Source organism: Citrobacter sp. Cpo109, from assembly GCF_030332565.1.
Taxonomy (GTDB): Bacteria; Pseudomonadota; Gammaproteobacteria; order Enterobacterales; family Enterobacteriaceae; genus Citrobacter; species Citrobacter portucalensis.
Window position 1 is genome coordinate 171,892 of record NZ_JAOWHQ010000051.1, and the last position, 25,774, is coordinate 197,665.

Annotated in this window: 25 protein-coding genes and 6 tRNA genes; 17 read left to right on the forward strand and 14 right to left on the reverse strand. The window is 50.8% G+C overall.

The genetic code is table 11. The features are described from left to right. Window positions 1-36 precede the first annotated feature (36 nt). Window positions 37-948, forward strand: coding sequence for a cysteine synthase CysM (gene cysM / locus OGY71_RS07375; RefSeq protein ID WP_003835014.1), 912 nt, complete (start codon window positions 37-39; stop codon window positions 946-948). A gap of 91 nt (window positions 949-1,039) precedes the next feature. Here the strand turns inward: cysM and OGY71_RS07380 are convergent, their stop codons facing one another. Together OGY71_RS07380 and ptsJ are read right to left on the reverse strand one after the other, a co-directional pair. Next, on the reverse strand, window positions 1,040-1,756 hold the full coding sequence (locus OGY71_RS07380) for a type 1 glutamine amidotransferase (protein ID WP_191222309.1): 717 nt from the start codon (window positions 1,754-1,756) through the stop codon (window positions 1,040-1,042). 13 nt (window positions 1,757-1,769) lie between these two features. Next, window positions 1,770-3,062, reverse strand: coding sequence for a MocR-like B6 salvage transcription factor PtsJ (gene ptsJ / locus OGY71_RS07385; RefSeq protein WP_286613045.1), 1,293 nt, complete (start codon window positions 3,060-3,062; stop codon window positions 1,770-1,772). 82 nt (window positions 3,063-3,144) lie between these two features. On the opposite strand from ptsJ, the gene pdxK reads away from it, so the two are divergent. Beyond that, complete coding sequence (gene pdxK / locus OGY71_RS07390; RefSeq protein WP_286613047.1) at window positions 3,145-4,011, forward strand: pyridoxine/pyridoxal/pyridoxamine kinase; 867 nt, start codon at window positions 3,145-3,147, stop codon at window positions 4,009-4,011. Further along, entirely contained in the window at window positions 4,008-4,247 is a 240-nt protein-coding gene (locus OGY71_RS07395) for a hypothetical protein (protein WP_008785406.1), read from the forward strand. The genes pdxK and OGY71_RS07395 overlap by 4 nt, the downstream gene beginning before the upstream one ends. A 147-nt stretch (window positions 4,248-4,394) precedes the next feature. Here OGY71_RS07395 and crr read toward each other — a convergent pair whose 3' ends face one another. From crr to cysZ, 5 genes are all read right to left on the reverse strand, one after another. Then, window positions 4,395-4,904, reverse strand: coding sequence for a PTS glucose transporter subunit IIA (crr, locus tag OGY71_RS07400; protein WP_000522253.1), 510 nt, complete (start codon window positions 4,902-4,904; stop codon window positions 4,395-4,397). A 40-nt stretch (window positions 4,905-4,944) separates the two neighbouring features. Next, window positions 4,945-6,672: a phosphoenolpyruvate-protein phosphotransferase PtsI gene (ptsI, locus tag OGY71_RS07405; protein ID WP_008785405.1), complete on the reverse strand. Its 1,728-nt coding sequence runs from the start codon at window positions 6,670-6,672 to the stop codon at window positions 4,945-4,947. Window positions 6,673-6,717: 45 nt separating this feature from the next. Then, window positions 6,718-6,975, reverse strand: a complete 258-nt coding sequence (gene ptsH, locus OGY71_RS07410) for a phosphocarrier protein Hpr (protein ID WP_002913505.1) — start codon at window positions 6,973-6,975, stop codon at window positions 6,718-6,720. 383 nt (window positions 6,976-7,358) lie between these two features. Then, a complete protein-coding gene (gene cysK / locus OGY71_RS07415; protein ID WP_003038091.1) occupies window positions 7,359-8,330 on the reverse strand; it encodes a cysteine synthase A in 972 nt (323 codons plus the stop codon). A gap of 163 nt (window positions 8,331-8,493) precedes the next feature. After that, a complete protein-coding gene (gene cysZ / locus OGY71_RS07420) occupies window positions 8,494-9,255 on the reverse strand; it encodes a sulfate transporter CysZ (protein WP_003834927.1) in 762 nt (253 codons plus the stop codon). Window positions 9,256-9,485: 230 nt separating this feature from the next. Here cysZ and zipA point away from each other — a divergent pair, with 230 nt between their 5' ends. From zipA to OGY71_RS07435, 3 genes are all read left to right on the forward strand, one after another. Continuing rightward, on the forward strand, window positions 9,486-10,499 hold the full coding sequence (gene zipA / locus OGY71_RS07425; RefSeq protein ID WP_286613049.1) for a cell division protein ZipA: 1,014 nt from the start codon (window positions 9,486-9,488) through the stop codon (window positions 10,497-10,499). A 71-nt stretch (window positions 10,500-10,570) separates the two neighbouring features. Next, on the forward strand, window positions 10,571-12,586 hold the full coding sequence (ligA, locus tag OGY71_RS07430) for an NAD-dependent DNA ligase LigA (RefSeq protein ID WP_286613051.1): 2,016 nt from the start codon (window positions 10,571-10,573) through the stop codon (window positions 12,584-12,586). A 1-nt stretch (window position 12,587) separates the two neighbouring features. After that, window positions 12,588-12,806 (forward strand): DUF3820 family protein, encoded by a 219-nt coding sequence (locus OGY71_RS07435; RefSeq protein WP_197385642.1) that lies wholly within the window; start codon window positions 12,588-12,590, stop codon window positions 12,804-12,806. On the opposite strand, the gene OGY71_RS07440 is transcribed toward OGY71_RS07435, so the two are convergent. Then, window positions 12,803-13,801 carry a bile acid:sodium symporter family protein gene (locus tag OGY71_RS07440; RefSeq protein ID WP_003834916.1) on the reverse strand — a complete coding sequence of 333 codons (999 nt, stop codon included), beginning with the start codon at window positions 13,799-13,801 and terminating at the stop codon, window positions 12,803-12,805. The two genes, OGY71_RS07435 and OGY71_RS07440, sit on opposite strands and share 4 nt — an antisense overlap. 89 nt (window positions 13,802-13,890) lie before the next feature. On the opposite strand from OGY71_RS07440, the gene OGY71_RS07445 reads away from it, so the two are divergent. From OGY71_RS07445 to OGY71_RS07475, 7 genes are all read left to right on the forward strand, one after another. Continuing rightward, entirely contained in the window at window positions 13,891-14,817 is a 927-nt protein-coding gene (locus OGY71_RS07445) for a LysR family transcriptional regulator (RefSeq protein ID WP_003834913.1), read from the forward strand. 428 nt (window positions 14,818-15,245) lie between these two features. After that, a complete protein-coding gene (locus OGY71_RS07450) occupies window positions 15,246-16,337 on the forward strand; it encodes a YVTN family beta-propeller repeat protein (protein WP_286613054.1) in 1,092 nt (363 codons plus the stop codon). A gap of 77 nt (window positions 16,338-16,414) precedes the next feature. After that, entirely contained in the window at window positions 16,415-16,810 is a 396-nt protein-coding gene (locus tag OGY71_RS07455) for a DUF302 domain-containing protein (RefSeq protein ID WP_003834908.1), read from the forward strand. Window positions 16,811-17,040: 230 nt separating this feature from the next. Further along, window positions 17,041-17,310: a YdgH/BhsA/McbA-like domain containing protein gene (locus OGY71_RS07460; protein ID WP_008785396.1), complete on the forward strand. Its 270-nt coding sequence runs from the start codon at window positions 17,041-17,043 to the stop codon at window positions 17,308-17,310. A gap of 325 nt (window positions 17,311-17,635) precedes the next feature. Continuing rightward, window positions 17,636-18,469 carry a xanthosine phosphorylase gene (gene xapA / locus OGY71_RS07465; RefSeq protein WP_003834904.1) on the forward strand — a complete coding sequence of 278 codons (834 nt, stop codon included), beginning with the start codon at window positions 17,636-17,638 and terminating at the stop codon, window positions 18,467-18,469. A gap of 56 nt (window positions 18,470-18,525) precedes the next feature. Continuing rightward, entirely contained in the window at window positions 18,526-19,782 is a 1,257-nt protein-coding gene (locus OGY71_RS07470) for a nucleoside permease (protein WP_197385645.1), read from the forward strand. 98 nt (window positions 19,783-19,880) lie between these two features. After that, complete coding sequence (locus tag OGY71_RS07475; protein WP_063942024.1) at window positions 19,881-20,765, forward strand: LysR family transcriptional regulator; 885 nt, start codon at window positions 19,881-19,883, stop codon at window positions 20,763-20,765. Between the two features lie 150 nt (window positions 20,766-20,915). On the opposite strand, the gene OGY71_RS07480 is transcribed toward OGY71_RS07475, so the two are convergent. The 4 genes from OGY71_RS07480 to OGY71_RS07495 all read right to left on the reverse strand — a co-directional run bounded on the left by OGY71_RS07480 (window position 20,916) and on the right by OGY71_RS07495 (window position 21,316). Next, window positions 20,916-20,991: transfer RNA gene (locus tag OGY71_RS07480), tRNA-Lys, on the reverse strand. A 4-nt stretch (window positions 20,992-20,995) separates the two neighbouring features. Then, window positions 20,996-21,071: transfer RNA gene (locus OGY71_RS07485), tRNA-Val, on the reverse strand. A gap of 47 nt (window positions 21,072-21,118) precedes the next feature. Continuing rightward, window positions 21,119-21,194: transfer RNA gene (locus OGY71_RS07490), tRNA-Val, on the reverse strand. Between the two features lie 46 nt (window positions 21,195-21,240). Then, a tRNA-Val gene (locus tag OGY71_RS07495) sits at window positions 21,241-21,316 on the reverse strand. Between the two features lie 258 nt (window positions 21,317-21,574). On the opposite strand from OGY71_RS07495, the gene gltX reads away from it, so the two are divergent. Beyond that, complete coding sequence (gene gltX / locus OGY71_RS07500) at window positions 21,575-22,990, forward strand: glutamate--tRNA ligase (protein WP_003834898.1); 1,416 nt, start codon at window positions 21,575-21,577, stop codon at window positions 22,988-22,990. A 56-nt stretch (window positions 22,991-23,046) separates the two neighbouring features. Here the strand turns inward: gltX and OGY71_RS07505 are convergent, their stop codons facing one another. After that, complete coding sequence (locus tag OGY71_RS07505; protein ID WP_003834896.1) at window positions 23,047-23,439, reverse strand: MerR family transcriptional regulator; 393 nt, start codon at window positions 23,437-23,439, stop codon at window positions 23,047-23,049. 1 nt (window position 23,440) lies between these two features. Further along, a complete protein-coding gene (locus tag OGY71_RS07510; protein WP_003028277.1) occupies window positions 23,441-23,803 on the reverse strand; it encodes a YfeC-like transcriptional regulator in 363 nt (120 codons plus the stop codon). A gap of 221 nt (window positions 23,804-24,024) precedes the next feature. Here OGY71_RS07510 and OGY71_RS07515 point away from each other — a divergent pair. From OGY71_RS07515 to OGY71_RS07525, 3 genes are all read left to right on the forward strand, one after another. Continuing rightward, window positions 24,025-24,100, forward strand: a tRNA-Ala gene (locus tag OGY71_RS07515). A 42-nt stretch (window positions 24,101-24,142) separates the two neighbouring features. After that, a tRNA-Ala gene (locus OGY71_RS07520) sits at window positions 24,143-24,218 on the forward strand. A 166-nt stretch (window positions 24,219-24,384) separates the two neighbouring features. After that, a protein-coding gene (locus OGY71_RS07525; RefSeq protein ID WP_286612912.1) for an IS3 family transposase occupies window positions 24,385-25,742 on the forward strand; the annotation gives its coding sequence in 2 pieces (ribosomal slippage) (window positions 24,385-24,847 and window positions 24,847-25,742; 1,359 coding nt in all). Window positions 25,743-25,774: the final 32 nt, after the last annotated feature.

The window sequence follows — 25,774 nt, forward strand, 5'->3', positions numbered from 1 at the left end:
CACAGCGCCACCCGGCATTTTTATTGAGCTGAAAACGTGAACACATTAGAACAAACAATTGGCAATACGCCTCTGGTGAAATTACAACGTCTGGCGCCAGATAACGGCAGTGAAATTTGGGTCAAGCTGGAAGGCAATAATCCCGCAGGTTCGGTGAAAGACCGCGCCGCGTTGTCGATGATCGTCGAAGCGGAAAAGCGCGGAGAAATTAAGCCAGGCGACGTGCTGATTGAGGCTACCAGCGGTAATACCGGAATCGCGCTGGCAATGATCGCCGCGCTGAAGGGCTACCGTATGAAGCTGCTGATGCCAGACAACATGAGTCAGGAGCGCCGTGCTGCGATGCGCGCCTATGGTGCCGAGCTGATTCTGGTCACCAAAGAGCAGGGGATGGAAGGCGCGCGCGATTTAGCCCTTGAAATGGCGCAGCGTGGAGAAGGCAAGCTGCTGGATCAGTTTAATAATCCGGATAACCCGTACGCGCATTACACCACCACCGGACCGGAAATCTGGCAGCAGACGTCAGGTCGTATTACCCACTTTGTCTCCAGTATGGGAACGACAGGCACCATTACCGGTGTGTCGCGTTTTCTGCGTGAGCAAGAAAAAGCGGTCACTATCGTTGGCCTGCAGCCGGAAGAGGGCAGTAGTATTCCGGGAATTCGCCGCTGGCCTGCGGAATATATGCCGGGCATTTTTAACGCCTCGCTGGTGGATGAGGTGCTGGATATTCACCAGAACGATGCGGAAAACACCATGCGTGAACTGGCCGTGCGCGAAGGGATTTTCTGTGGTGTCAGTTCTGGTGGCGCGGTAGCGGGGGCGTTACGTGTGGCGCGCGCGACACCGGGAGCGGTGGTGGTGGCGATCATCTGCGATCGCGGCGATCGCTACCTTTCAACCGGCGTGTTTGGCGAAGAGCACTTTAACCAGGGATTAGGGATTTAGTTTTCAGGCCTGATAACCATAGCGCTATCAGGCAAACGTACGGCACGAGCGCCGGATGACGACGTAAAGCGTCTTATCCGGCCTGCCATAATCAATCGTTACGTTTTTCCACAAGCTTATCTAGGAATTGCCACAGCTTCTCATTCATCTGCTGATAATCCCATGCTCGCATCTCTTCAACGGAACGGATGAAGCGCTTGCCTTTAGCTTCCGCCAGTTCTTGTTCGGAGTGTTGAATAAGCCCTTCTATAGCATCAGCCGTAAACTCCATATGGCACTGAAAACCATAAACAAAATTACCGTATTGCACGATTTGTCGTGGGCAGCCCTCGCTGGCAGCAAGAATGGTCGCCTGGTCGGTTAATCCTGGCATGTCGTTGTGCCAGTGACCGACGGTAAGCGGTGAGCCGAAATGGCTGAACAGCGGGTGCTGTTGACCGGCTTCGGTCAGAACGATAGGGTAGTGACCAATCTCTTTTTCTGGACTCTGGCACACCTTCGCACCCAGCGCTTCGCCGATTAACTGTGAACCCAGGCAGATCCCCACCACAATTTTACGTGCTGTAATCGCCTGGTTGATCAGATGCTGCTCGGCCTGAGAATCAAAGTACGGGCACTCTGCCAGCGTGGTTCGTGGTGACTGCGGACCGCCAAACACCACCAACATATCGAAATCATCGGCGTTCGCAGGGACCGCTTCTCCGGCATAAACGCGCGACCAAGTGATGGTATAGCCGCGTGATTCGGCCCACGGCAGATACGCGCCAGCAGATTCGAAAGACTCATGAATAACAAAATGAACTCGCACTTTTTCTCTCCTGTTAGCGTTTTAGCGCCTGATGAATATCAGCCGCCAGCTTATCAATGTTGCTGTCAGTTAAGGTTGACAGCGTAATACGCAGGCCGTGGGCAGGCGTATTGACGCCAAACACTTCGCCTTCCCGCACCAGCCAGCCGGACTTCGCCAGCGCAAAAGCGATTGCCTGGCTGTTATTTTCCAGCGGTAGCCACATATTCAGACCGTCACCAACGGGTAACTCAATGCCATGTCGCCGCAGTGCTGCCGCCAACGTTTGCTGCTGGGCGGCGTAAAACTGCTGAGTTTGCGCCAGCGTGTGTTGATAAGTCTCGTCACTCAGGCAGGCGCAGGCCAAATCCTGCAGCAGATGGCTGACCCACTGACTGCCGGAGTTGAGCCGTAAACGTAGCTTCCCTGAAGTGAGCGGATCGCTGGCCACAATGGCCAGGCGTAAATCCGGACCTAACGTTTTGGACATCGAACGGACAATCGCCCAGTGCGTGGTTTCCTTCGCAATCACCGGATACCAGTGGCAAGCAGATAGCAGCGCAAAGTGGTCGTCGACGATCACCAGCGTCTGCGGATAGCGGGCCAGGATTTCCTGCAATTGCGCCGCGCGGGATGCGTTCAGGCTGCATCCTGTGGGGTTATGCGCGCGCGGTGTCAGAATCACCGCCCGCGCACCTTTCTGTAGCGCGAGTTCCAGTTGGTCCGGCAGCATACCTTCGTGGTCAACATTGGCCGGACTGGCGGAGAAACCAGCATAACGCAGCATGTTGATGCTGCTCAAAAAGCACGGATCTTCTACGACAACGCTATCACCAGGCAGTAAATGGGCGCACAGTAGCCGTTCGATAGCATCAATGGCGCCGCTGGTGATATCAATTTCCCCTTTGCCGGGCATTGCATTTTGCATCCATTGTGATGCCCACGCCTTAAGTCCAGGTGATACAGCGGCATCGCCATACAACCGCGGACTCTTATTTATCTTTGCGAAATAACTACTCAGGTCAGGAAGACGCGAGGGCGCTGGGTTACCGCCGGAAAGATCGATAAGCGGGGTATTCGGATTACCACCTTCCAACGCAACGGGGGCAGTAATCCCCTTAATCACCGTGCCGTTGCGTCCCAGGCTCTGCGCCAACCCGGAGGTGACCAGGCGTTTGTAAGCCGCCGCGACAGTATTGCGGTTCACGTTTAATTCCGTTGCCAGTTCCCGCACTGGCGGCAACGTTTCGCCTGCTGCCAGCGTGCCTGTAGTGACATGTTGACGGATACTGTCAAAAATTTCGTTAGCGGTTTTTCCGTCGATCATTATTGACCTATGACAAAATGAATTTTAGCATATGACGATAATAGTGAGGCGTAGGCCCGCTGTCCAGAGAGAGGAGAAATTTATGGAGCAGGAGAGTGATATCCAGTCAGTGCTCTTTGACGACACGAATCGGGCGTTACAGACCGATATCGTCGCCGTCCAGTCACAGGTGGTGTATGGCAGCGTAGGCAACAGCATCGCCGTCCCGGCCATTAAAGCGCAGGGGTTACGCGTGACGGCAGTACCCACGGTGCTGTTCAGTAATACCCCGCATTATGAAACCTTTTACGGCGGCGTTATTCCGCCCGACTGGTTTAGCGGCTATCTCCGCGCCTTAAGCGAGCGTGATGCCTTGCGCGAGCTAAAGGCGGTGACTACAGGGTACATGGGCAGCGCGGAGCAAATCGCCTTGCTGGCACAGTGGCTGGAAACCGTTCGGGCCACGCATCCGGACCTGTGCATTTTGGTCGACCCTGTGATTGGCGATACGGATAGCGGCATGTATGTGAAAGCCGAAATCCCGGAAGCTTATCGTCAGCACCTGCTGCCGCTGGCTCAGGGGCTGACCCCGAACGTGTTCGAGCTGCAAATGCTGAGCGGAAAGCCGTGTCGTACGCTTGATGAAGCCATTACGGCGGCACAATCACTGCTCACTGACACCCTGAAATGGGTGGTAATTACCAGCGCACCGGGGGATACCGAAGAGATTATTAACGTTGCGGTGGTGACGGCTGAAACGGTTGAGGTGTTAGCCCATCCGCGAGTGAAAACGGATCTGAAGGGGACTGGCGATCTGTTTTGTGCAGAGCTGGTGAGCGGCCTTGTACTGGGGAAAGCGCTGATGACCGCGACTCACGACGCCGCGCAGCGGGTGCTGGACGTGATGACGTGGACGCACCTGTGCGGTTGTGATGAATTAATTCTGCCACCGGCAGGGGAGGCGCGATGAAGAGTTACCGTCTGGTAGTTCGCCAGAATGGGCGTATGGTTGGACATTTTGACACCAACGGGGCAGCAGCGCTGGAAGATATCTGTGTAGCGCGGGCCATGTTTGGTATTGCGGGTGGCTACGACTGTGAATTGTTAGTGGCAGACTCGGAGCGACGGATGCTGGAAAGCGGGCCGGAAGGGATGAAAATCCTGATGCGCGAGGCGTGTTACCGACCAGTCACCTCACAAATTTAACGCCGGATGGCGGCGAGAACGTCTTATCCGGCCTACGTTACGGAGTTTGTTGTAGGCCGGATAAGCGTAGCGCCATCCGGCAGGGTTTTGATAACCATCAGATAAAAAAATGGCGCCTGCTGGCGCCATTTTTCTCTGCAAAAAGAATTACTTCTTGATGCGGATAACCGGAGTCTCACCCACTGTCACGCTACCGGACAGTTTGATCAGCTCTTTGATTTCGTCCATGTTGGAGATAACAACCGGAGTCAAGGTAGACTTGGCTTTTTCTTCCAGCAGCGGCAGATCGAATTCAATAACCGGGTCGCCCACTTTCACGCGCTGACCTTCTTCAGCGATGCGTTTGAAGCCTTCGCCTTTCAGTTCAACGGTATCAATACCGAAGTGAACAAACAGCTCAATGCCGCTGTCGGATTCGATAGAGAAAGCGTGGTTGGTTTCAAAGATTTTGCCGATGGTGCCATCAACAGGAGCAACCATTTTGTTACCGGTTGGTTTGATAGCAATGCCATCACCAACGATTTTTTCAGCAAAAACTACATCCGGCACGTCTTCGATGTTGACGATCTCGCCAGAGAGCGGAGCAACGATCTCAATAGTTCCGGTGTCTTTCTTATCATCAGAAACCAGAGATTTCAGTTTATCGAACAAACCCATGATCTTCTCCTAAGCAGTAAATTGGGCCGCATCTCGTGGATTAGCAGATTGTTTTTTCTTCAATGAACTTGTTAACCAGCGTCATTAACTCGTCCGTTGTCGGTTGAGCAAGAGCCTGCTCTGCTAACACCTTCGCATCTTCGAAGTTCGTGTTACGGATAATCTTCTTAATGCGCGGGATAGAAATGGCGCTCATAGAGAATTCGTCCAGACCCATCCCCAGCAACAGAAGTGTAGCACGTTCGTCGCCTGCAAGCTCACCACACATGCCAGTCCATTTGCCTTCAGCATGAGAAGCATCAATAACTTGCTTGATCAGCGTCAGCACAGATGGCGACATTGGTTGGTAAAGGTGTGAAATCATATCATTACCACGGTCAACTGCCAGGGTGTACTGCGTTAAATCATTGGTGCCGATACTAAAGAAATCAACTTCTTTGGCTAAATGACGCGCAATTGTTGCCGCAGCCGGTGTTTCCACCATCACGCCAATCTCAATGCTCTCGTCAAATGCTTTACCTTCGTCGCGCAGTTCCTGTTTGTAGATTTCGATCTCTTTGCGCAGTGCACGCACTTCTTCAACAGAGATGATCATTGGGAACATGATGCGCAGTTTGCCGAAAGCAGAGGCGCGCAGGATAGCGCGAACCTGGTCACGCAGGATCTCTTTACGATCCATGGCGATACGCACGGCACGCCAGCCCAGGAACGGGTTCTCTTCTTTCGGGAAGTTCATGTACGGCAGTTCTTTATCGCCGCCGATGTCCATGGTACGGACGATGACCGCCTGAGAGCCACAGGCTTCAGCAACGGCTTTATACGCAGCAAACTGTTCTTCTTCAGTTGGCAGCGATTCACGGTCCATGAACAGGAATTCGGTGCGGTACAGACCCACACCTTCAGCGCCGTTACGCTCAGCGCCTTCAACGTCACGAACGGTACCGATGTTGGCGCAAACTTCAACCTGATGTCCGTCCAGCGTGATAGCCGGCAGATCTTTCAGCTTAGCGAGTTCCGCTTTCTCGGTAGCAACCTGCTCCTGAACGGCACGCAGTTGCTCAATAACGTCGTTGGTCGGATTGACGTAAACCTGGTTGTTTACGGCATCCAGAATCAGATAGTCGTCGTTTTTCACCTGAGAGGTGACGCTACCCGTACCTACGATGGCAGGCAGTTCCAGAGAACGCGCCATGATAGAGGTATGGGAAGTACGTCCGCCCGCGTCAGTGATGAAACCCAGCACCTTGTTCAGGTTCAGCTGTGCGGTTTCTGACGGGGTCAGGTCTGCGGCAACCAGGATAACTTCGTCCTGGATAGCGCTTAGGTCAATAATTGCCAGACCCAGAATGTTACGCAGCAGGCGTTTACCGATGTCGCGTACGTCAGCCGCACGTTCTTTCAGGTATTCATCATCCAGCTCTTCCAGGGCTGTGGCCTGACCTTCGATAACTTCATGCGCAGCTGCATCAGCCGTCATGTGCTTATCTTTAATCAGGGCTATGATTTCCTGCTCCAGCTCCTCATCTTCGAGCAGCATGATATGCCCTTCAAAGATGGCTTCTTTTTCTTCACCGAACGTTTCACCAGCTTTGGTTTTGATCGCTTCCAGTTGCGCAGATGCCTTGGCACGACCGCTCAGAAAACGTTCAACTTCCTGATCAACCTTGTCGGCAGAAATTTTTTTCCGGTCAATGACGATCTCGTCTTCTTTCAGCAGCAATGCTTTACCGAAAGCGATACCCGGGGATGCTAAAATGCCTGAAATCATAACCCTACCTTACTTGTGACTGATATTTAAAAGAACTCGTTGAACTTACTCGAGTTCAGCCATCAGTTTAACCAGATGCTCAACTGCTTTCTGCTCGTCTTCACCTTCTGCGGACAGGGTGACAACGGTACCCTGAGTCAGGCCCAGAGTCTGCAGTTTAAACAGGCTTTTGGCGCTAGCGCTTTTGCCGTTGGAAGTCACAGTAATTTCAGAAGTAAAGCCTTTTGCTTCTTTAACAAACTGAGCAGCAGGGCGAGTATGCAGACCGTTCGGAGCGGTAATGGTAACTTCTTGCTGGAACATTATATTTCCCCAACTTATAGGTTTAGTGTTGTGGAACTAAAGTCTAGCCTGGCGGCTCAACTTTAGCCTGTATTGTTAGCATCGGCGTAAACTGGACGCGACACAAAAGGAGTTCGGTGCAATCCGTTGCTGGCAACTTCTTGCCGCTGACGTTTCGTTCGTCATTAAACATTATGCAGCGAAAGGAAGAGTTGAACCAAATCATAAAATCGATTCAGCTAGCGCTTTTCCTGTAACGATTAATTTCGCGCATCAAAATAATTAGCTTGGTTAAATACCAGTTCCGGCGGGTTGAATCAATGCCAGGAGAGTTGAAACTTTGAAGCAGGCCACAAAAAAGCACCCAAAAGGGTGCTTTTTTACGCGTTTTTAACATGCTGGCACTACTGTTGCAGTTCTTTCTCTGTAAAGAGATCGGCAAACAGTGCTGTGCTCAGATAACGCTCACCCGATGACGGTAGAATAACCACTATATTCTTATTGGTAAAGGTTTCATCTTCCTGGAGCTTAAGCGCGGCAGCAACCGCAGCACCGGAAGAGATCCCAGCCAGAATACCTTCTTCTTCCATCAGACGACGCGCAGTAGAAATAGCTTCATCATTAGTGATGGCAACGACTTTATCGATAAGCTTCAGATCAAGGTTACCCGGAATGAAGCCAGCGCCGATGCCCTGAATTTTATGCGGGCCTGGTTTGAGTTCTTCACCTGCCAGCGCCTGGGCGATAACAGGGGAGTCGGTAGGTTCAACCGCGACGGTGATCAGATCGGTTTTGCCTTTAGTGCCTTTAATGTAACGGGTCACACCAGTCAACGTACCGCCGGTACCAACGCCAGAAATAAAGACATCAACCTGGCCATCGGTATCTTCCCAGATTTCCGGGCCGGTAGTTTTTTCGTGGATTTCCGGGTTTGCCGGGTTGCTGAACTGCTGCAGCAGCAGGAATTTTTCCGGATCGCTGGCCACAATTTCTTCCGCTTTCTGAATCGCGCCCTTCATACCTTTTGCGCCTTCGGTCAGCACCAGGTTCGCGCCCAGCGCTTTTAAGAGCTTGCGGCGCTCAATGCTCATGGTTTCAGGCATGGTCAGAGTCAGTTTGTAACCGCGAGCTGCGGCAACGTAGGCCAGCGCAATCCCTGTGTTGCCGCTGGTTGGTTCGACCAGCTCTACACCCGGTTTAAGTACACCTCGTTTTTCGGCATCCCAAATCATGTTGGCACCGATACGGCATTTGACGCTAAAGCTTGGGTTGCGTGATTCCACCTTCGCCAGAATGCGTCCGTTACCGATACGGTTCAGTCGAACCAGCGGCGTATGACCGATAGTCAGCGAGTTGTCTTCAAAAATCTTACTCATGGCCTGTCCTTAACTGTATGAAATTGGGATACCGCTTCAGCATACCTGTTGAGAAAGTATGGGGAAGTAAGGAATTCGTATATCTATATGCCACCAGGAAATAATGCGTTGCAGTATGGAATAAGAGCGGGCATAAGCCAGCCCGCTGTTACACATTTTTGCATTACTTCCATAACGCGTGCTTAGCACGATAGCAGTCTACCCACATCGCCGTGGCACCACAAACCGCAACTGGCATGATGAACAGATTGAGCACCGGAATCATGGTGAACAGGCTGGTCAATGCGCCAAATTGCATATTGGTGACCTTGCGTGTGCGCAGCGCGACGCGCATCTCCTTAAAAGGCACCTTATGGTTATCAAACGGATAATCGCAGTACTGAATGGCCAGCATCCACGCGCTGAACAGGAACCACAGCACCGGGGCTACGGTCTGACCAATACCCGGAATGAAATAGAGGATCAGCAACACGACGGCGCGCGGGAGATACCACGCCAGCTTTTGCCATTCACGTTTCATAATACGGGGAACATCTTTCATGATGCCGAGAACGCCGGTGTCAGGCGGTGTTGCGCCCGTTAAGCGCGCTTCCAGTTGTTCAGCCAGCAGACCGTTAAACGGCGCTGCAATCCAGTTGGCTATGGTGGAAAATAGGTAGCCGAACACCAGTAGTACGGAGATAGTGACAATCGGCCACAGCAAGTAGCTGAGCCACTGAAGCCAGTCAGGGACGTGACTCATCAGCGCGGGGATCCAGCTATCGAGTTGTGTGAATAGCCACCAGAATGCGCCGCCCATCAGCAGGATATTCACCAGCAAAGGCAGGATGACAAAGCGACGAATGCCCGGTAGGGTGATGAGCTTCCATCCCTGTGAAAAGTAATAAAGGCCGCTGCGAGGTACGACTGCAGATGATGAAACCATGGTCAGGACATACTCCTTGTTATATAAGCTCTGGTAAACTTTGCGTATCTTACCGGGTTGTTGAGCGTTAAGCTGTTCAGAAATGTTCGAAAAAACAGCAAAAAGCACAATTTTGTTCATCTTTATGCCGTGAAAGCCAAGAGTGCACTTGCACTTGGCGTAATCGACAAATACTCTTAGTGAGTAAATGTTTGCCGTGGTGGCAAGGTGTTAGAACAACAGAGAATATAATGATGCAGGATTTGCGTCTGATATTAATCATTGTTGGCGCGATCGCCATAATCGCTTTACTGGTACATGGTTTTTGGACTAGCCGTAAAGAGCGGTCTTCTATATTCCGCGATCGCCCACTGAAACGCATGAAGTCTAAACGTGAAGACGAGGATTCGTTCGACGACAACGTCGAGGAAGACGAAGGCGTGGGCGAAGTTCGCGTTCATCGTGTGAATCATGCTCCCGGTAACGCGCAGGAACATGGTGTTCCTCCTCAGTCGCCGCAACACCAGTACCAGCCGCCTTATGCGTCTGATCAGCCGCGTCAACCCGCGCCGCAGCCTGCACAAGCGCCGGTACCGCCGCCGCATGCTCAGCAGCAGCCGCAGCCTGTACAACCGCAGCAGCCGGTGCAGCATCAGCCTGTTCAGCAACAACCTGCGCAGCAGCCGATGCAGCATCAGCCCGTTGCTCCGCAGGTTCAGCAGCCCGTGCAGCAAGCACCGCAACCTGCGCCGCAGGCTTTCCAGCCCGCAGAGCCTGCCGTTGAACATCAACCTCAGCCTGAGCCGGTAGTTGAAGAAGCGCCTGTTGCTGAAAAACCGCAGCGTAAAGAAGCGGTCATTATTATGAACGTTGCGGCGCATCACGGTAGTGAGCTCAACGGTGAAGTGCTGCTCAACAGCATTCAGCAAGCCGGTTTTAAATTTGGCGACATGAATATTTTCCATCGTCATTTGAGTCCGGATGGCAGCGGTCCTTCGCTGTTCAGCCTTGCCAATATGGTTAACCCAGGAACGTTTGACCCCGAAATGACGGGTGATTTCAGCACCCCTGGCGTGACTATTTTTATGCAGGTTCCGTCCTATGGTGACGAGCTGCAAAACTTTAAGCTGATGCTGCAGTCCGCACAGCACATTGCCGATGAAGTGGGTGGTGTGGTGCTCGACGATCAACGTCGTATGATGACGCCGCAGAAACTGCGCGAGTATCAGGACCGCATCCGCGAAGTTAAAGAATCTCACGCCTGATTCTCCTCTGGCGTGACATATCCTTGCTAAACCCCCGCCTGTCGGGGGTTTTTTATCATTGATGGTGCGATATGGAATCAATCGAACAACAACTGACAGAACTGCGAACCACGCTTCGCCATCATGAGTATCTCTACCATGTGATGGATGCGCCGGAAATTCCCGATGCGGAATACGATCGCCTGATGCGTGAACTGCGCGAGCTGGAAGCGCAGCATCCGGAACTTATCACCCCCGACTCGCCAACCCAGCGCGTAGGCGCCGCTCCGTTAGCAGCGTTCAGCCAGATTCGCCATGAAGTGCCAATGCTGTCGCTGGATAACGTGTTTGATGAAGAGAGTTTTCTCGCCTTCAACAAGCGCGTGAAGGACAGACTGAAGAGTACGGACAAACTAACCTGGTGCTGCGAACTGAAGCTGGACGGGCTGGCGGTCAGTATCCTGTATGAAAACGGTGTGCTGGTCAGTGCCGCAACGCGTGGTGATGGTACTACGGGTGAGGATATTACCTCGAACGTGCGCACCATTCGTGCGATCCCGTTAAAACTGCGTGGCGATAACATTCCGACGCGTCTGGAAGTGCGCGGTGAAGTGTTCCTGCCGCAGGCCGGGTTTGAAAAAATTAACGAAGAGGCCCGCTGTACTGGCAACAAAGTGTTTGCTAACCCGCGTAACGCGGCGGCCGGGTCATTGCGCCAGCTCGATCCGCGTATCACAGCGAAGCGACCGCTTACTTTCTTCTGCTATGGCGTCGGTGTGCTGGAAGGTGGTGTGCTGCCTGATACCCACTTGGGCCGTCTGCTGCAATTTAAAGAGTGGGGATTGCCGGTGAGCGACAGAGTTACGCTTTGCGACTCTCCGGAGGAAGTACTTGCTTACTATCACAAGGTTGAAGAAGACCGACCGACGCTGGGATTCGATATCGACGGTGTGGTGATCAAAGTCAACTCCATGGTATTGCAAGAGCAACTGGGTTTTGTTGCCCGCGCGCCGCGCTGGGCGGTGGCCTTTAAGTTCCCGGCGCAAGAGCAGATGACCTTCGTACGTGATGTTGAGTTTCAGGTTGGACGCACCGGGGCGATTACGCCTGTCGCTCGCCTTGAGCCAGTTCAGGTTGCCGGGGTGTTGGTCAGTAACGCCACCTTGCACAATGCGGATGAAATTGAGCGTCTTGGTTTGCGTATTGGCGATAAAGTCGTCATTCGCCGTGCGGGCGATGTCATCCCGCAGGTAGTGAACGTCGTGCTTTCCGAACGCCCGGACGATACGCGTGAAATTGAGTTTCCCACCCACTGTCCGGTATGCAACTCTGACGTTGAGCGTGTGGAAGGCGAAGCGGTCACTCGCTGTACCGGTGGTTTAATCTGCGGAGCGCAGCGTAAGGAATCGCTGAAACACTTCGTTTCCCGCCGCGCGCTGGACGTTGACGGCATGGGCGACAAAATTATCGATCAACTGGTCGAGAAAGAGTATGTCCACACGCCAGCGGATCTCTTCACACTGACCGCAGGCAAGCTGACCGGTCTTGATCGTATGGGGCCGAAATCGGCACAAAACGTGGTGAATGCGCTGGAAAAAGCGAAAGAAACAACGTTTGCCCGTTTCCTCTACGCGCTGGGTATTCGCGAAGTCGGCGAAGCTACGGCGGCTGGTCTGGCGGCACATTTTGGCACCCTTGAGGCGCTGGAAGCGGCCTCTATTGAAGAGCTACAAAAAGTGCCGGATGTCGGCATTGTGGTAGCGACCCACGTGTTTAATTTCTTTGCCGAAGAGAGTAACCGCGAGGTGATCGTCCAACTGCTGGCGCAGGGTATCCATTGGCCAGCGCCGGTGGTCATCAACGCTGAAGAAATCGACAGCCCCTTCGCGGGTAAAACGGTGGTGCTGACCGGGAGTCTGAGCCTGATGTCACGCGATGACGCCAAAGCGCGACTGACTGAGTTGGGTGCAAAAGTGGCCGGTAGCGTATCGAAGAAAACCGACCTGGTGATTGCCGGTGAAGCGGCGGGGTCGAAACTGGCAAAAGCGCAGGAACTGGGTATTGCCGTGATCGATGAAGCTGAAATGATCCGCTTACTGGGTGCCTGAGATGGAAAAAGAGCAGCTGGTTGAAATCGCCAATACCGTGATGCCCTTTGGCAAATATAAAGGGCATCGGCTGATTGATGTACCGGAAGAGTATCTGCTGTGGTTTGCCCGTAAGGATGAATTCCCGCCGGGCAAGCTCGGCGAGCTGATGCAAATCACGCTGCTGATTAAAACTGAAGGGCTGACGCAACTGGTGCAGCCCCTGAAACGCCCGCTCTAAGCCTTTGCGGCGCGGCTTTTCTGCTGCGCCTGCAATGCGTCCGTTTGTTGCTTGTAGCGACGTGCCAGCACGGCACACACCATCAGCTGAATTTGATGGAAGATCATCAACGGCAGCACCATCATTCCTATCACTGACGTCGGGAACAGAATATTTGCCATTGGGATCCCATTTGCCAGGCTCTTTTTCGATCCGCAAAAGACAATGGTGATCTCATCGGCTTTGTTGAAGCCGCATTTACGCGCAACAAAGACGTTGATGCCAATCACGATTGCCAGCAATACGATGCTGACCACCACGATAAACAGCAGCGAGCCAATCCCCACTTTGTGCCAGATCCCGTTAACCACGGCTTCACTGAAGGCGGAGTACACCACCAGCAAGATGGAGGATTGGTCCGTTTTGGCGATCCATTTTTTATGTCGGGACACCCAATTACCAATCCACGGACGTGAAAGATGTCCCAGTACGAACGGCAGCAGCAGTTGCAGCATGATTTTCCCCACCTGCTCCAGACTGCCTTCTGCACCGTGCATATTCATTACCAGGCCAACCAGCAACGGCGAGAGAAAAATACCCAGCAGGCTGGAGGCCGAAGCGGAACACACGGCAGCGGCAACGTTACCCCCTGCCAGCGACGTAAAAGCGATTGCCGACTGCACCGTGGCCGGCAAAATACACAGGTACAGGAAACCGGTGTACAGCATCGGGTCAACATTAACCGGCGCCCACCAGGCGAACAGAACACCCAGTACCGGGAAAACAACAAACGTGCTGCACATCACCCATAGATGCAAACGCCAGTGACTACCGCCAGCAATAATGGCTTCACGCGAAAGCTTCGCCCCGTGCATAAAAAACAACAGGGCAATGGCAGCGGTGGTTAAGCCTTCAAAGAAAGGCACAAAGCCACCCTTGGCCGGGAAAAAGGACGCCAGTAATACGACCGTAATCAACGTTATCGTGAACGGATCAAGGATACGAAAAAGTTTCATAAAAGCTCCTGAAATTCGGTAGGAACATTTTGCGTTTTTCTGTTTGAGAAATTAAATTGATTTATTGCATCCATATATGAATCGAATAAATGAATTACTCTCTGCGTCAGCTCCGTATCTTTGTTACCGTCGCTCAGGCCAAAAGCTTTAGCCGGGCGGGGGATATCATTGGCTTAAGCCAGTCTGCGGTCAGCCACAGCGTTAAAGAGCTGGAAGGGCAGACGGGTGTGCGGTTGTTAGATAGAACAACGCGGGAAGTGGTGCTGACGGAAGCAGGGCACCAGTTGGCGGCTCGGCTGGAACGTATTCTGGATGAACTGCACAGCACGCTGCGTGAAGCAGGCCAGGTGGGAACGCAGTTAACCGGAACGGTGCGCGTTGCCGCCAGCCAGACAATATCAGCTCACCTTATTCCACAGTGTATTGCCCAGAGTAATCAGCTTTATCCAGCAATCGATTTTGTGCTGCACGATCGTCCGCAACAGTGGGTGCTGGAGAGTATTCGTCAGGGCGAGGTGGATTTTGGCATTGTGATAGATCCAGGTGCTGTGACCGATCTACAGTGTGAAGCGGTGTTATCCGAACCGTTCCTGCTGTTGTGTCGAGAGGATCATCCGCTAGCCCAACGCGAATGGGTAAATTGGCAGGATTTATATCATGAGCGCTTGGTATTACAGGATTACGCTTCCGGCAGTCGACCGTTGATCGATGCGGCACTGGCCCACTTTTCCATTGAGGCCAATATCGTTCAGGAGATAGGTCACCCTGCCACACTGTTCCCGATGGTTGAGGCGGGGATTGGTATCAGCGTGCTGCCTGCGCTGGCGCTTCCTCTGCCACAAGGCAGCCATTTGCAGGTTAAACGCCTGACGCCGGTTGTGGAACGACAATTGATGCTGGCACGACGTAAAAATCGTTCTTTATCGACTGCGGCCCAGGCGCTGTGGGACGTGGTGCGGATGCAGGCCAGTGAATTGACCGCCGGTCGGGCACGGGATCCTTTGTACCAGCTTTAACGATATGGCTGGTGTTTGTCATGTCGTTAGGTTTGGCTTTCAGTATCGATGAACTGATCGTTAACTTTGATATTTTACCCGGCACCGGACTACCTCTTTATATTTATAAATTCTCCTGCGATATTCTTAGACAATTGCTCAGCTTGCGGATTTTTAAGGCTATTTTAAATTATTACTTTTTTTTCTTGACCTTCCACTTGCTGGAAGGTTGATACTCTTTATACGCAAGTACGGATAGCAGTATCTAATACAATGATGTATAGCGATTGATTAATGAAATGACTAAGCAATTTATACAGTAGCTCGTTATAGGTAGAATTAACACGATCCCGATGGAGTAATATTAGTGACATGTTAAATAATCCTACAATAGCTGGTTGCTGAAACTAATCCGGTAAATATATTTAACTAATGGGGTATTGGCGGCGATGATAAGCAAAAATAAAATTTTAATTGCAATGCAAATTAGTATGCTGGCATGGTCTGGTTATACGTTTGCAGCAGACAGAGTGTATGTAGCAAATGAAGGTGCAGATTCAGTTAATGTACTTGATGCTGCGTCTTTAAAGACTGTAGATAAAGTACATGTTGGTAAAATGCCGCATAACGTTCAGGTGTCACCAGACAATAAAACAGTTTGGGTAACCAACCTTGGTGCTAACGGGACATATTCATCAGGCTCTGAACATATGGATATGAGTAAAGATGCTCATTCTGAGAAAATGGACATGGGCAAAGATTCTCATGCTGGCAAAAAGGAACATGGAGAAGTTTGGGTTATTAATGCCGAAAATGATACGGTTATTGCAAAACTTCCGGTTGGCGCACACCCTGCGCATGTTGTCGTCACCCCTGATGGGAAAATGGCGTATATCTCAAATAGTGCAGATAACACCATCAGCGTGATTGATGCAGAACATTTGAAAAATTTAACGACAATTAATGTAGGTAAATTCCCTCATGGCCTCAGAGTGAGTCCTGACGGTAAAGAAGTTTATATCGCGAATATGAAAGGGGGCTCGGTATCCGTTGTTGATACAGCCAGTAATAAAGAAGTCGCGCAGATCCCATTAGGTAAAATGCCAGCCCAGGTAGGTTTCTCACCGGACGGAAAACTGGTGTTTGTTTCCCTGTCTGGTGAAGATGCTGTAGCGGTGATTGATACAGCAACGCGTAAAGTTGTGAAGAAAATTAATGTCGGTACCGTACCAATCCAGCTGTTTGGCACTCCGGATGGTAAAAGCATGCTGGTAACCAATCAGGGCTCGAAGAGCAAGCCGGGTAACACAATAAACATGATTGATATCGCAAGCCTTGCGGTAGCGAAAACCATCACCACTGGCGATGGGGCCCATGGCGTGGTTGTCGATAAAAATGGCAAATATGCTTACGTAACTAACTCATTTGCAAACTCTGTCTCGATGATTGACATTAATGAGCGTAAGGTAGTGAACACGCTTCCGGTAGACAACAACCCAAATGGTATCAGCTGGGGCTCTGTCGAAGTGACGCCTAAATAACTGTGCTAGCATTTATCAATACCCGTCATTCGCTGGCGGGTATTTTCATGAATATTCTATAAATAAAGGAACGACAGATGAGAAAGCCGGAGCGGACAAAAACGCTGCCTAGTAAGTTCAATTTTGATGATACTGTAAACAGACTCGTCAGCGTATTGAATGCTAAAAATATTCGTATTTTTGTGCAGGTTGATCAACAGCAAGCGGCAACGGATGTAGGTCTTGCTCTGCGACCGACTATGTTATTTCTGTTTGGTAACCCAAAGGGTGGTACTCCTGCCATGCAAGCAAATCCTCATGCGGCAATAGAGTTACCCCTACGGGTGGTTATTTGGCAGGATGACAATGGTGATACCCATATAGATTATCAGGATGCAAGTACTGTTCTGGAGTTTGATTATGGTGTTGCACATAATATTGTTGCTCCAGTTAGCATTTTGGCAACTCTTCTTAACGAAGTGGCCGGTAATTAATTGCAAATGGCACTAAATTCCTCGCGGATATTTAGTGTTATTTTTCTGCGTTTATTATGAAAGTATTTAACCCGCTATAATAAACCTATTGAACAATACATATGATGTTCATTACTCTTCAATGTTTGTCGATTCGTCTATTTTATAAATTGAAGGGTTTTTGTTTGCAATATTATGTGGAAAGTATATCTTGACGCTCAAATATTAATATGTAAGTTATGAGGATAGTTATGAAAAAGACATTAGTCACATCATTGGCCGCTTCTTTGTGTTTTCTCAGTCTGTCTGCCTTTGCTGCTACAGAAATCTCGCAACAAGAAGCCAATAGTTTAAAGCATGTCAAGTCAATCACCGTAACGGAAAATACGGTGAATCAATGTATGCACAAAATTTCGAAAATGGCAGATAAAGAAGGTGCTGATTTCTTTGTCATTAAGAACTTCTCTTCTATAGGCAATGGTTCTCAGGCTGTAGTGACCAGCGAACTCTATAAAAAGTAAACAGCAGTTTCCCCCGTTTTGATTATTGATTAGCGAAAGTGCGTTGTTATACCTGCTTTCGCTTATTAATAATCAACAAATGTTTGTCAGTCATTCTCAGGGCGGGCTTTGTCAGCCCACTCGTCTGACGAATTCCAGATATGTTGGTACTCCTTGCCATTTCTGGCAGAAAAAAAATGTGAGTTCAGGCTGATTTAGCACATACCATCTATACCGATTTACTATCGGTAATCGGGATAAACGGTATTGGTAATCGATTGCGTAGTCTCGCTATAACAATGCGGTACGCTACGTTATTTCGATTACTCAGTATTAAGGACATCTCATGAGCCACTCTCTTTTCTCGCAAAATCCCTGGTATAGCGCTGATATCATTCGTGGTTACAAACCGGATTTTACGCCGCGCGTAGCCTTTATCCTCGGCTCCGGCCTGGGGGCGCTGGCGGATCAAATTGAGGATGCGGTTGCCATCTCTTACGAGAAACTACCAGGGTTCCCGGTGAGTACCGTACACGGTCATGCTGGTGAACTGGTATTGGGAAATCTGGCGGGAATTCCGGTGGCCTGTATGAAAGGACGTGGACATTTCTATGAAGGTCGCGGTATGACGGTGATGACGGATGCCATTCGTACGCTGAAGCTGCTGGGATGTGAGCTGCTGTTTTGCACCAATGCCGCAGGCTCTTTGCGTCCTGAAGTCGGACCGGGTAGCCTCGTGGCGCTTAGCGATCACATCAATACGATGCCGGGTACGCCGATGGTAGGGCCAAACGATGAGCGTTTTGGTGAGCGATTCTTTTCATTGGCGAATGCCTATGATGCTGACTACCGTGCGGTCCTGCAAACTGTTGCCGCTGAGGAAGGATTCTCGCTGAGTGAAGGGGTTTTTGTCTCTTATCCGGGGCCGAACTTTGAAACCGCGGCAGAAATCCGCATGATGCAAATTATCGGTGGTGACGTGGTGGGGATGTCGGTGGTGCCTGAAGTTATCTCTGCGCGCCACTGCGGTTTGAAAGTGGTTGCGGTGGCGGCCATCACCAACCTGGCGGAAGGTCTGGGTGATGTTAAATTATCTCACGCGCAGACGCTGGCAGCGGCGGAACTCTCCCGGCAGAATTTCATCAATTTGATCTGCGGATTCTTGCGCAAACTGGCCTGAATAACTAAAAAATGACCCCGCTTGCGGGGTCTTACTTTATGGCAAGGAACGGAAAAATGGGTATCGCATCTCGCTTAAAGCTCATGTCGTTTTTGCAATATTTCATCTGGGGAAGCTGGTTGGTAACCCTGGGTTCCTACATGATTAATACCCTGGATTTTACCGGTGCGAACGTCGGTATGATTTACAGTTCGAAAGGGCTGGCGGCGATTATCATGCCGGGCATTATGGGCATCATTGCCGATAAATGGCTACGCGCCGAGCGCGCCTATATGCTTTGTCATCTTGTATGTGCGGGCGTGTTGCTATATGCCACAACCGTTACCGATCCGCAGACCATGTTTTGGGTGATGCTGGTTAACGCAATGGCGTATATGCCGACGATTGCGTTATCGAATAGCGTCTCATACTCGTGTCTGGCACAATCGGGTCAGGATCCGGTCACCGCGTTCCCGCCAATTCGTGTGTTTGGCACCATAGGGTTTATTGTGGCGATGTGGACAGTCAGTTTGATGGGACTGGAACTGAGCAGCGCGCAGTTGTATATCGCTTCAGGGGCATCGTTGCTGCTGGCTCTCTATGCGCTTACGTTGCCGAAAATCCCGGTTGCTGAGAAGAAAGCAAACACCACGCTTACCAGCAAGCTCGGTCTGGACGCCTTTGTCCTATTTAAAAAACCGCAGATGGCAATCTTCTTTTTGTTTGCGATGATGCTGGGGGCGGTGTTGCAAATCACCAACGTCTTTGGCAATCCGTTCCTGCATGATTTTGCCCGTAACCCGGAATTTGCCGACAGCTTTGTGGTGAAGTATCCCTCCATATTGCTTTCCGTTTCACAGATGGCGGAGGTGGGCTTTATTCTCACTATTCCGTACTTCCTTAAACGCTTTGGCATAAAAACGGTGATGCTGATGAGCATGCTGGCATGGACGCTGCGCTTTGGCTTCTTTGCCTTTGGCGATCCGTCGCCGTTTGGTTTTGTGCTGCTGCTGATGTCGATGATCGTCTACGGCTGTGCGTTTGATTTCTTCAATATCTCGGGATCGGTATTTGTCGAGCAGGAGGTTAGCTCTAACATTCGCGCCAGCGCGCAAGGGCTGTTTATGACGATGGTAAACGGCGTTGGCGCGTGGGTGGGATCAATCCTGAGTGGTATGGCGGTAGACTATTTTTCTGTCGATGGTGTCAAGGATTGGCAAACTATCTGGCTGGTGTTTGCCGCGTATGTGCTGGCTCTGGCGGTTATCTTTGCATTGTTCTTCAAGTACAAGCATGAGCCTGAACGACTGGCACAGAAATCACCGGCACATTAACACTCCATTGGCGGCGGGATCTGATACCCGCCGTTTCATTTTCTGCGAGGCAATGTGGTAACTTTGCGCATTATCCTTATTTCAGGAGCGCATTATCCATGGAACGCACGCACCGCATCGATCTGAAGTTACTGCGTTATTTTCTTGCTGTCGCAGAAGAACTGCATTTTGGACGTGCTGCTGCTCGCCTGAATATGTCGCAACCGCCGCTCAGTACCCATATTAAAGAGCTGGAGCAACAGCTCGGCACTTTGCTATTTATCCGTCATTCCCGCAGCGTGGCGTTAACTCACGCGGGAAAGATATTGATGGAAGAGTCGCGCCGACTGTTATCCAGTGCCAATCAGGCGCTGGCGAGAGTGGAGCAAATTGGTCGTGGTGAGGCAGGGCGAATTGAGCTTGGCGTTATCGGTACAGCGATGTGGGGAAAAATGCGTCCGGTGATGCGGCGTTTTATGAAGGATAATCCCAATGTTGAGGTGCTGTTTCGCGAGAACATGCCCGCGATGCAGATGACGATGCTGGAACGGCGTGAACTGGATGCGGGAATTTGGCGGATGGCTATGGAGCTTTCTCCCGGTTTTACCAGTTTGCGTTTGCATGAGTCCTCTTTTCTGGTTGCCATGCCGGAAGAACATCCTCTTACTGCCTGTGAGTCCATACCGCTGGAGGCGTTGAGAAATGAATATTTTGTCACAATGCCTTCCATTCATACTGACTGGGCATTTTTGCAGCGAGTTTGCCTGAGTGCTGGATTTTCCCCGATGATTATTCGTGAGGTGAGGGAGCCGCAAACGGTGCTGGCGATGATCAGCATGGGGATTGGTATTACGTTAATTGCTGACAGCTATGCGCAGATGAATTGGCCTGGCGTGGTATTTCGACCGTTAGAGGAACGTATTCCGGCGGATTTGTATATTGTGTATGACCAACAGCAGGCGACACCCGCGCTGGAGAAACTGGTAGCGGCATTGACGATGTGATGTCTGTGCCGGATGGCGACTAACGTCTTATCCGGCCTGCGTGTGTCAGGGGCGTCTGTAGGCCTGATAAGCGCAGCGCATCAGGCAAGCAGGTTGGGATCTTATAAATCGCAGATAGCAAAAAGGCGCCTTTAGGGCGCCTTTTTACATTGGTGGGTCGTGCAGGATTCGAACCTGCGACCAATTGATTAAAAGTCAACTGCTCTACCAACTGAGCTAACGACCCGAAGTGGTGGGTGATGACGGGATCGAACCGCCGACCCCCTCCTTGTAAGGGAGGTGCTCTCCCAGCTGAGCTAATCACCCACTTCGGTACTTCAATTTTATTGTAAGAAATCCAGCTGGCGAGAAAGTGGTGGGTGATGACGGGATCGAACCGCCGACCCCCTCCTTGTAAGGGAGGTGCTCTCCCAGCTGAGCTAATCACCCACTTCTCAATTTCTTACTCTACACGGCGGAGACTACATAAAGTAGTTGGTGGGTGATGACGGGTTCGAACCGCCGACCCCCTCCTTGTAAGGGAGGTGCTCTCCCAGCTGAGCTAATCACCCCCGCTGTGTGGAGTCGCATTATAGGGAGAGTTGAAAATGAGTCAACGCATTTTCTAAAGAATTTGTTCGTTCGTCGTAAATTTAAACAAAACGATCGCAAATCAATCCATGCAGCATGATTTGTATACGAAAATGGCAAAGCGTGATGTTCCAACCTGAACAACATTGAGGAATCAGACCACAGTGATAGAATACGAGCCTGATAATCTTCCCAGGATTTGCCGGTTGTCGGCATCTTTATAAACGTAAGGCCATTTCATGAAAATCAAAACTCGCTTCGCGCCAAGCCCGACAGGTTACCTGCATGTCGGTGGTGCGCGTACTGCTCTATATTCCTGGCTTTTTGCACGTAACCATGACGGTGAGTTTGTGCTGCGTATTGAAGACACCGATCTCGAACGCTCCACTCCGGAAGCTATTGAAGCCATTATGGATGGCATGAATTGGCTGAATCTGGAATGGGATGAAGGCCCGTACTTCCAGACCAAACGTTTTGATCGCTACAACGCCGTGATTGATGAGATGCTGGAAGCCGGTACCGCGTATAAATGCTATTGCTCCAAAGAGCGTCTGGACGCACTGCGCGAAGAGCAGATGGCAAACGGTGAGAAGCCACGTTACGACGGTCGCTGCCGCCACGGCCATGAGCATCATGCTGCTGATGAACCATGCGTGGTGCGTTTTGCCAACCCGCAGGATGGATCCGTTATTTTTGACGACCAGATCCGTGGGCCGATCGAATTCAGCAACCAGGAGCTGGACGATCTGATCATCCGCCGTACTGACGGTTCCCCGACCTACAACTTCTGTGTTGTTGTCGACGACTGGGATATGGAAATCACTCACGTTATTCGTGGTGAAGACCATATCAACAACACTCCGCGTCAGATCAACATCCTGAAAGCGCTGAATGCGCCGGTGCCGGTTTATGCACACGTGTCGATGATCAACGGCGACGACGGTAAAAAACTCTCTAAACGTCACGGTGCGGTCAGCGTTATGCAGTATCGCGACGACGGTTACCTGCCGGAAGCGCTGCTGAACTATCTGGTGCGTCTGGGCTGGTCCAGCGGCGATCAGGAAATCTTCACCCGTGAAGAGATGATCAAACTGTTCTCCCTTAGTGCGGTGAGCAAGTCTGCCAGTGCGTTCAACACCGAAAAACTGCAGTGGCTGAACCATCACTACATTAATTCGCTGGCACCAGAATATGTGGCAACGCATCTGCAATGGCACATTGAGCAGGAAAATATCGATACTCGCGTCGGTCCGCAGCTGTCTGAGCTGGTTAAACTGCTGGGTGAGCGCTGCAAAACGCTGAAAGAGATGGCGCAGAGCTGCCGCTACTTCTACGAAGACTTTGCTGAGTTCGACGCGGATGCAGCTAAGAAACACCTGCGTCCGGTAGCGCGTCAGCCGCTGGAAGTGGTTCGCGATAAGCTGGCTGCTATCAGCGAGTGGACGGCAGAAAACGTGCACCACGCGATTCAGGCAACCGCTGATGAGCTGGAAGTGGGTATGGGTAAAGTTGGGATGCCGCTGCGCGTAGCCGTAACCGGCGCGGGTCAGTCTCCGGCGTTAGACGTCACGGTGCATGCGATTGGTAAATCACGCAGCATTGAGCGTATTAATAAAGCGCTGGCGTTTATTGCTGAGCGTGAAAGCCAGCAGTAAGATCGGTTGAGCGATGAAACAACGGCAGGAGCGCATCCTGCCGTTTTTTTTGCCTGTTATTCAGACTCATCAATACCCAGACGGGTAAGGAAAGTGCGAATACCTTCGCGCGAAATATACATAGCCAGCTTTTCTTGTTCCGTTGGGGACATGTTGTCCAGTGCGCTGATTATCTGGCGACAGGCGTGGCTACGCACCACGTGGGTATATTCTGCCAGCGGTTCCTCAGCCTGATAAATTTCAGGGACTTTGCGAAAAGCCGGAATATTGAGCAGAAACGTACGGACGCTGGAGTCGATATGGATCAGCCTTGCACGACCCCCTTTAACGCCGGGAAACTTTTCGGTGGTCCAGTTTTGTTCTCTGATCCAACGATTGACGGTTTGTTTGGCAACCCCGAGACATTCCGCCAGTTCTTCGGTCGTCATTTTGCTGCGTAATTTTTTCATATTATTTGTTGTCGCGGATCCCTAAGCGTTGTAACAAACCCGTAATGCCTTCACGCAGGATCAGTGACGTAAACATTTTTTGTTCTGACGGAGTCATCTCTTTGGCGAGCCTAATCAGTAGAGCTTCGATAGAGGTATCGCCGGATAACGATAAATTATCTGATAAACCTTCGGCTGAACGCTCAGCACTGCGAATGTATTCACGAACTTGTTCGGTGACGTGAACCAGACGCGCTTTACCGCCCTGTACGCCTGGTTTTGGTGATGTAGCCCAACCCTCCTTGCGCACCCATTTATTGATGGTCTGTCGGCTGTATCCGGTCAGATTAGCAAGTTCTTCTGGCGTCATCCGTTCCTTGAACATAACGATTCCCTGAATAGTCGTGGGGTTAATTAGTGGCTCATTTTATAGCACCATTTTAGTAGAAACCGTGACGCGTTTAACTACTGAATGCGAGTTGTTACGCAATGTTCTTCATTTGACTGCTTTTTCAGCGATTGAATTCTATGAGTTAATTTTGCCGTTGACACACGCGAAGGGAATTCATATGATGCCGCCCGTCAACTCGACAAGCTTTACGTAATGGGGCTATAGCTCAGCTGGGAGAGCGCTTGCATGGCATGCAAGAGGTCAGCGGTTCGATCCCGCTTAGCTCCACCAAATTTAATCCCAATAAATTTGGTACGTACGTAATAGCATCGTGGGGCTATAGCTCAGCTGGGAGAGCGCTTGCATGGCATGCAAGAGGTCAGCGGTTCGATCCCGCTTAGCTCCACCAAAATTTAAACCCTCGCTGAAAAGCGGGGTTTTTTTGTTTCTGTTTCCTACCTGTTCTTATCCTGTATCTCTTCGGTTTGCTGAATAGCAGGCATAAAAAAACCGGGGAGAAGAATTGAACTGCACCCAAAAAGTTGGACACCCAACGAAGTAAGGTGCAGTTTTTTATGAGCAAGTATTCTCTCAGCTTCAAGCTTGAGGTTGTGCAGCACTATCTTTCCGGGCTGGAAGGACAGGAGGCGACTGCAAAACGTTTTGGTATCGATCACAGTGCCGTTCGTAAATGGTCTGCTACCTGGAAGCTCCATGGCGAAGCCGGGCTTACAACCCGGCATTTCACCTATTCTCCTGCTTTTAAAGAGTCCGTTATCCTGCATATGCGTGAACACCAGCTGTCTGTTCGCGAAGTCTGTGCAAAATTCACTATCCCTGCCTTTTCCACTGTTAGTCAGTGGGAACGACTGTATGATGAAGGGGGATTAGAAGCCCTTACAGACAGTCGACGCAGGAAAAAAACGATGCCAGAACGCCCTGAGAATCACCCCGTCCCTCCTTTGCAGACCCCTCTTGCTCCGGATGAACGTGAGGAACTTGAACAACTGCGTGCTGAAGTGGCATATCTAAAAAAGCTGCAGGCCTTACTCAGGGAAAGAAGCACGTCAGGACGCGGGATAAAGCGCAGGTCGTGAATGAGTTAAGGCTGAAGTTCCCTCTTGCACGCTTATTAAAAGCTGCAGGGCTGGCAAGAAGCACGTTCTACTGGCAACTGGCCAACGGTAAAAAACCAGACAAATATGCCGATGATAAGCAGCATATTTTAACGCTGTTCCATAAACATAAAGGACGGTATGGATACAGGCGAATCACGCTGGCTGGCCGCCGGGAAGGAAGCTTACTGAACCATAAAACGGTTCAGAGGTTAATGAAGGTGTTAGATTTAACCTGTTGTATCAGAAGGAAGAAATATAACTCTTACAAAGGCCGGCATGGGAAAGTTGCGGGTAATGTACTGAACCGGCAGTTCAGTGTGGATAAACCCAACCAGAAGTGGGTAACAGATGTCACGGAATTTAAAATAAGCGGAGAAAAGCTGTATCTGTCCCCGGTTCTGGATCTGTATAACGGAGAAATAGTAGCGTATCAGATGGAGTCCCGTCCTCTTCTGTCGATGGTGGATAACATGCTGTCGAAGGCTATATCTGTACTGGGCAAAAACGAATACCCGCTGCTCCACTCAGATCAGGGCTGGCAATATCAGATGGCGCATTATCAGAACCGGCTAAAGGAGGCGGGTCTAAAACAGAGCATGTCAAGAAAGGGAAACTGTCATGACAATGCAGTGATGGAGAGCTTCTTCGGCACACTGAAATCTGAGTGTTTTTACCTCACGGAACACAAGAATATCAGCGAGTTGCGCATGGCTATCGATGACTACATCCACTATTACAACCATGAAAGAATAAAACAGAAACTGAAAGGCCTGAGTCCGGTAGAGTACCGAACCCAGGCCCAGATAACCGCTTAAAATAAACTGTCCAACATTATGGGGTCAGTTCA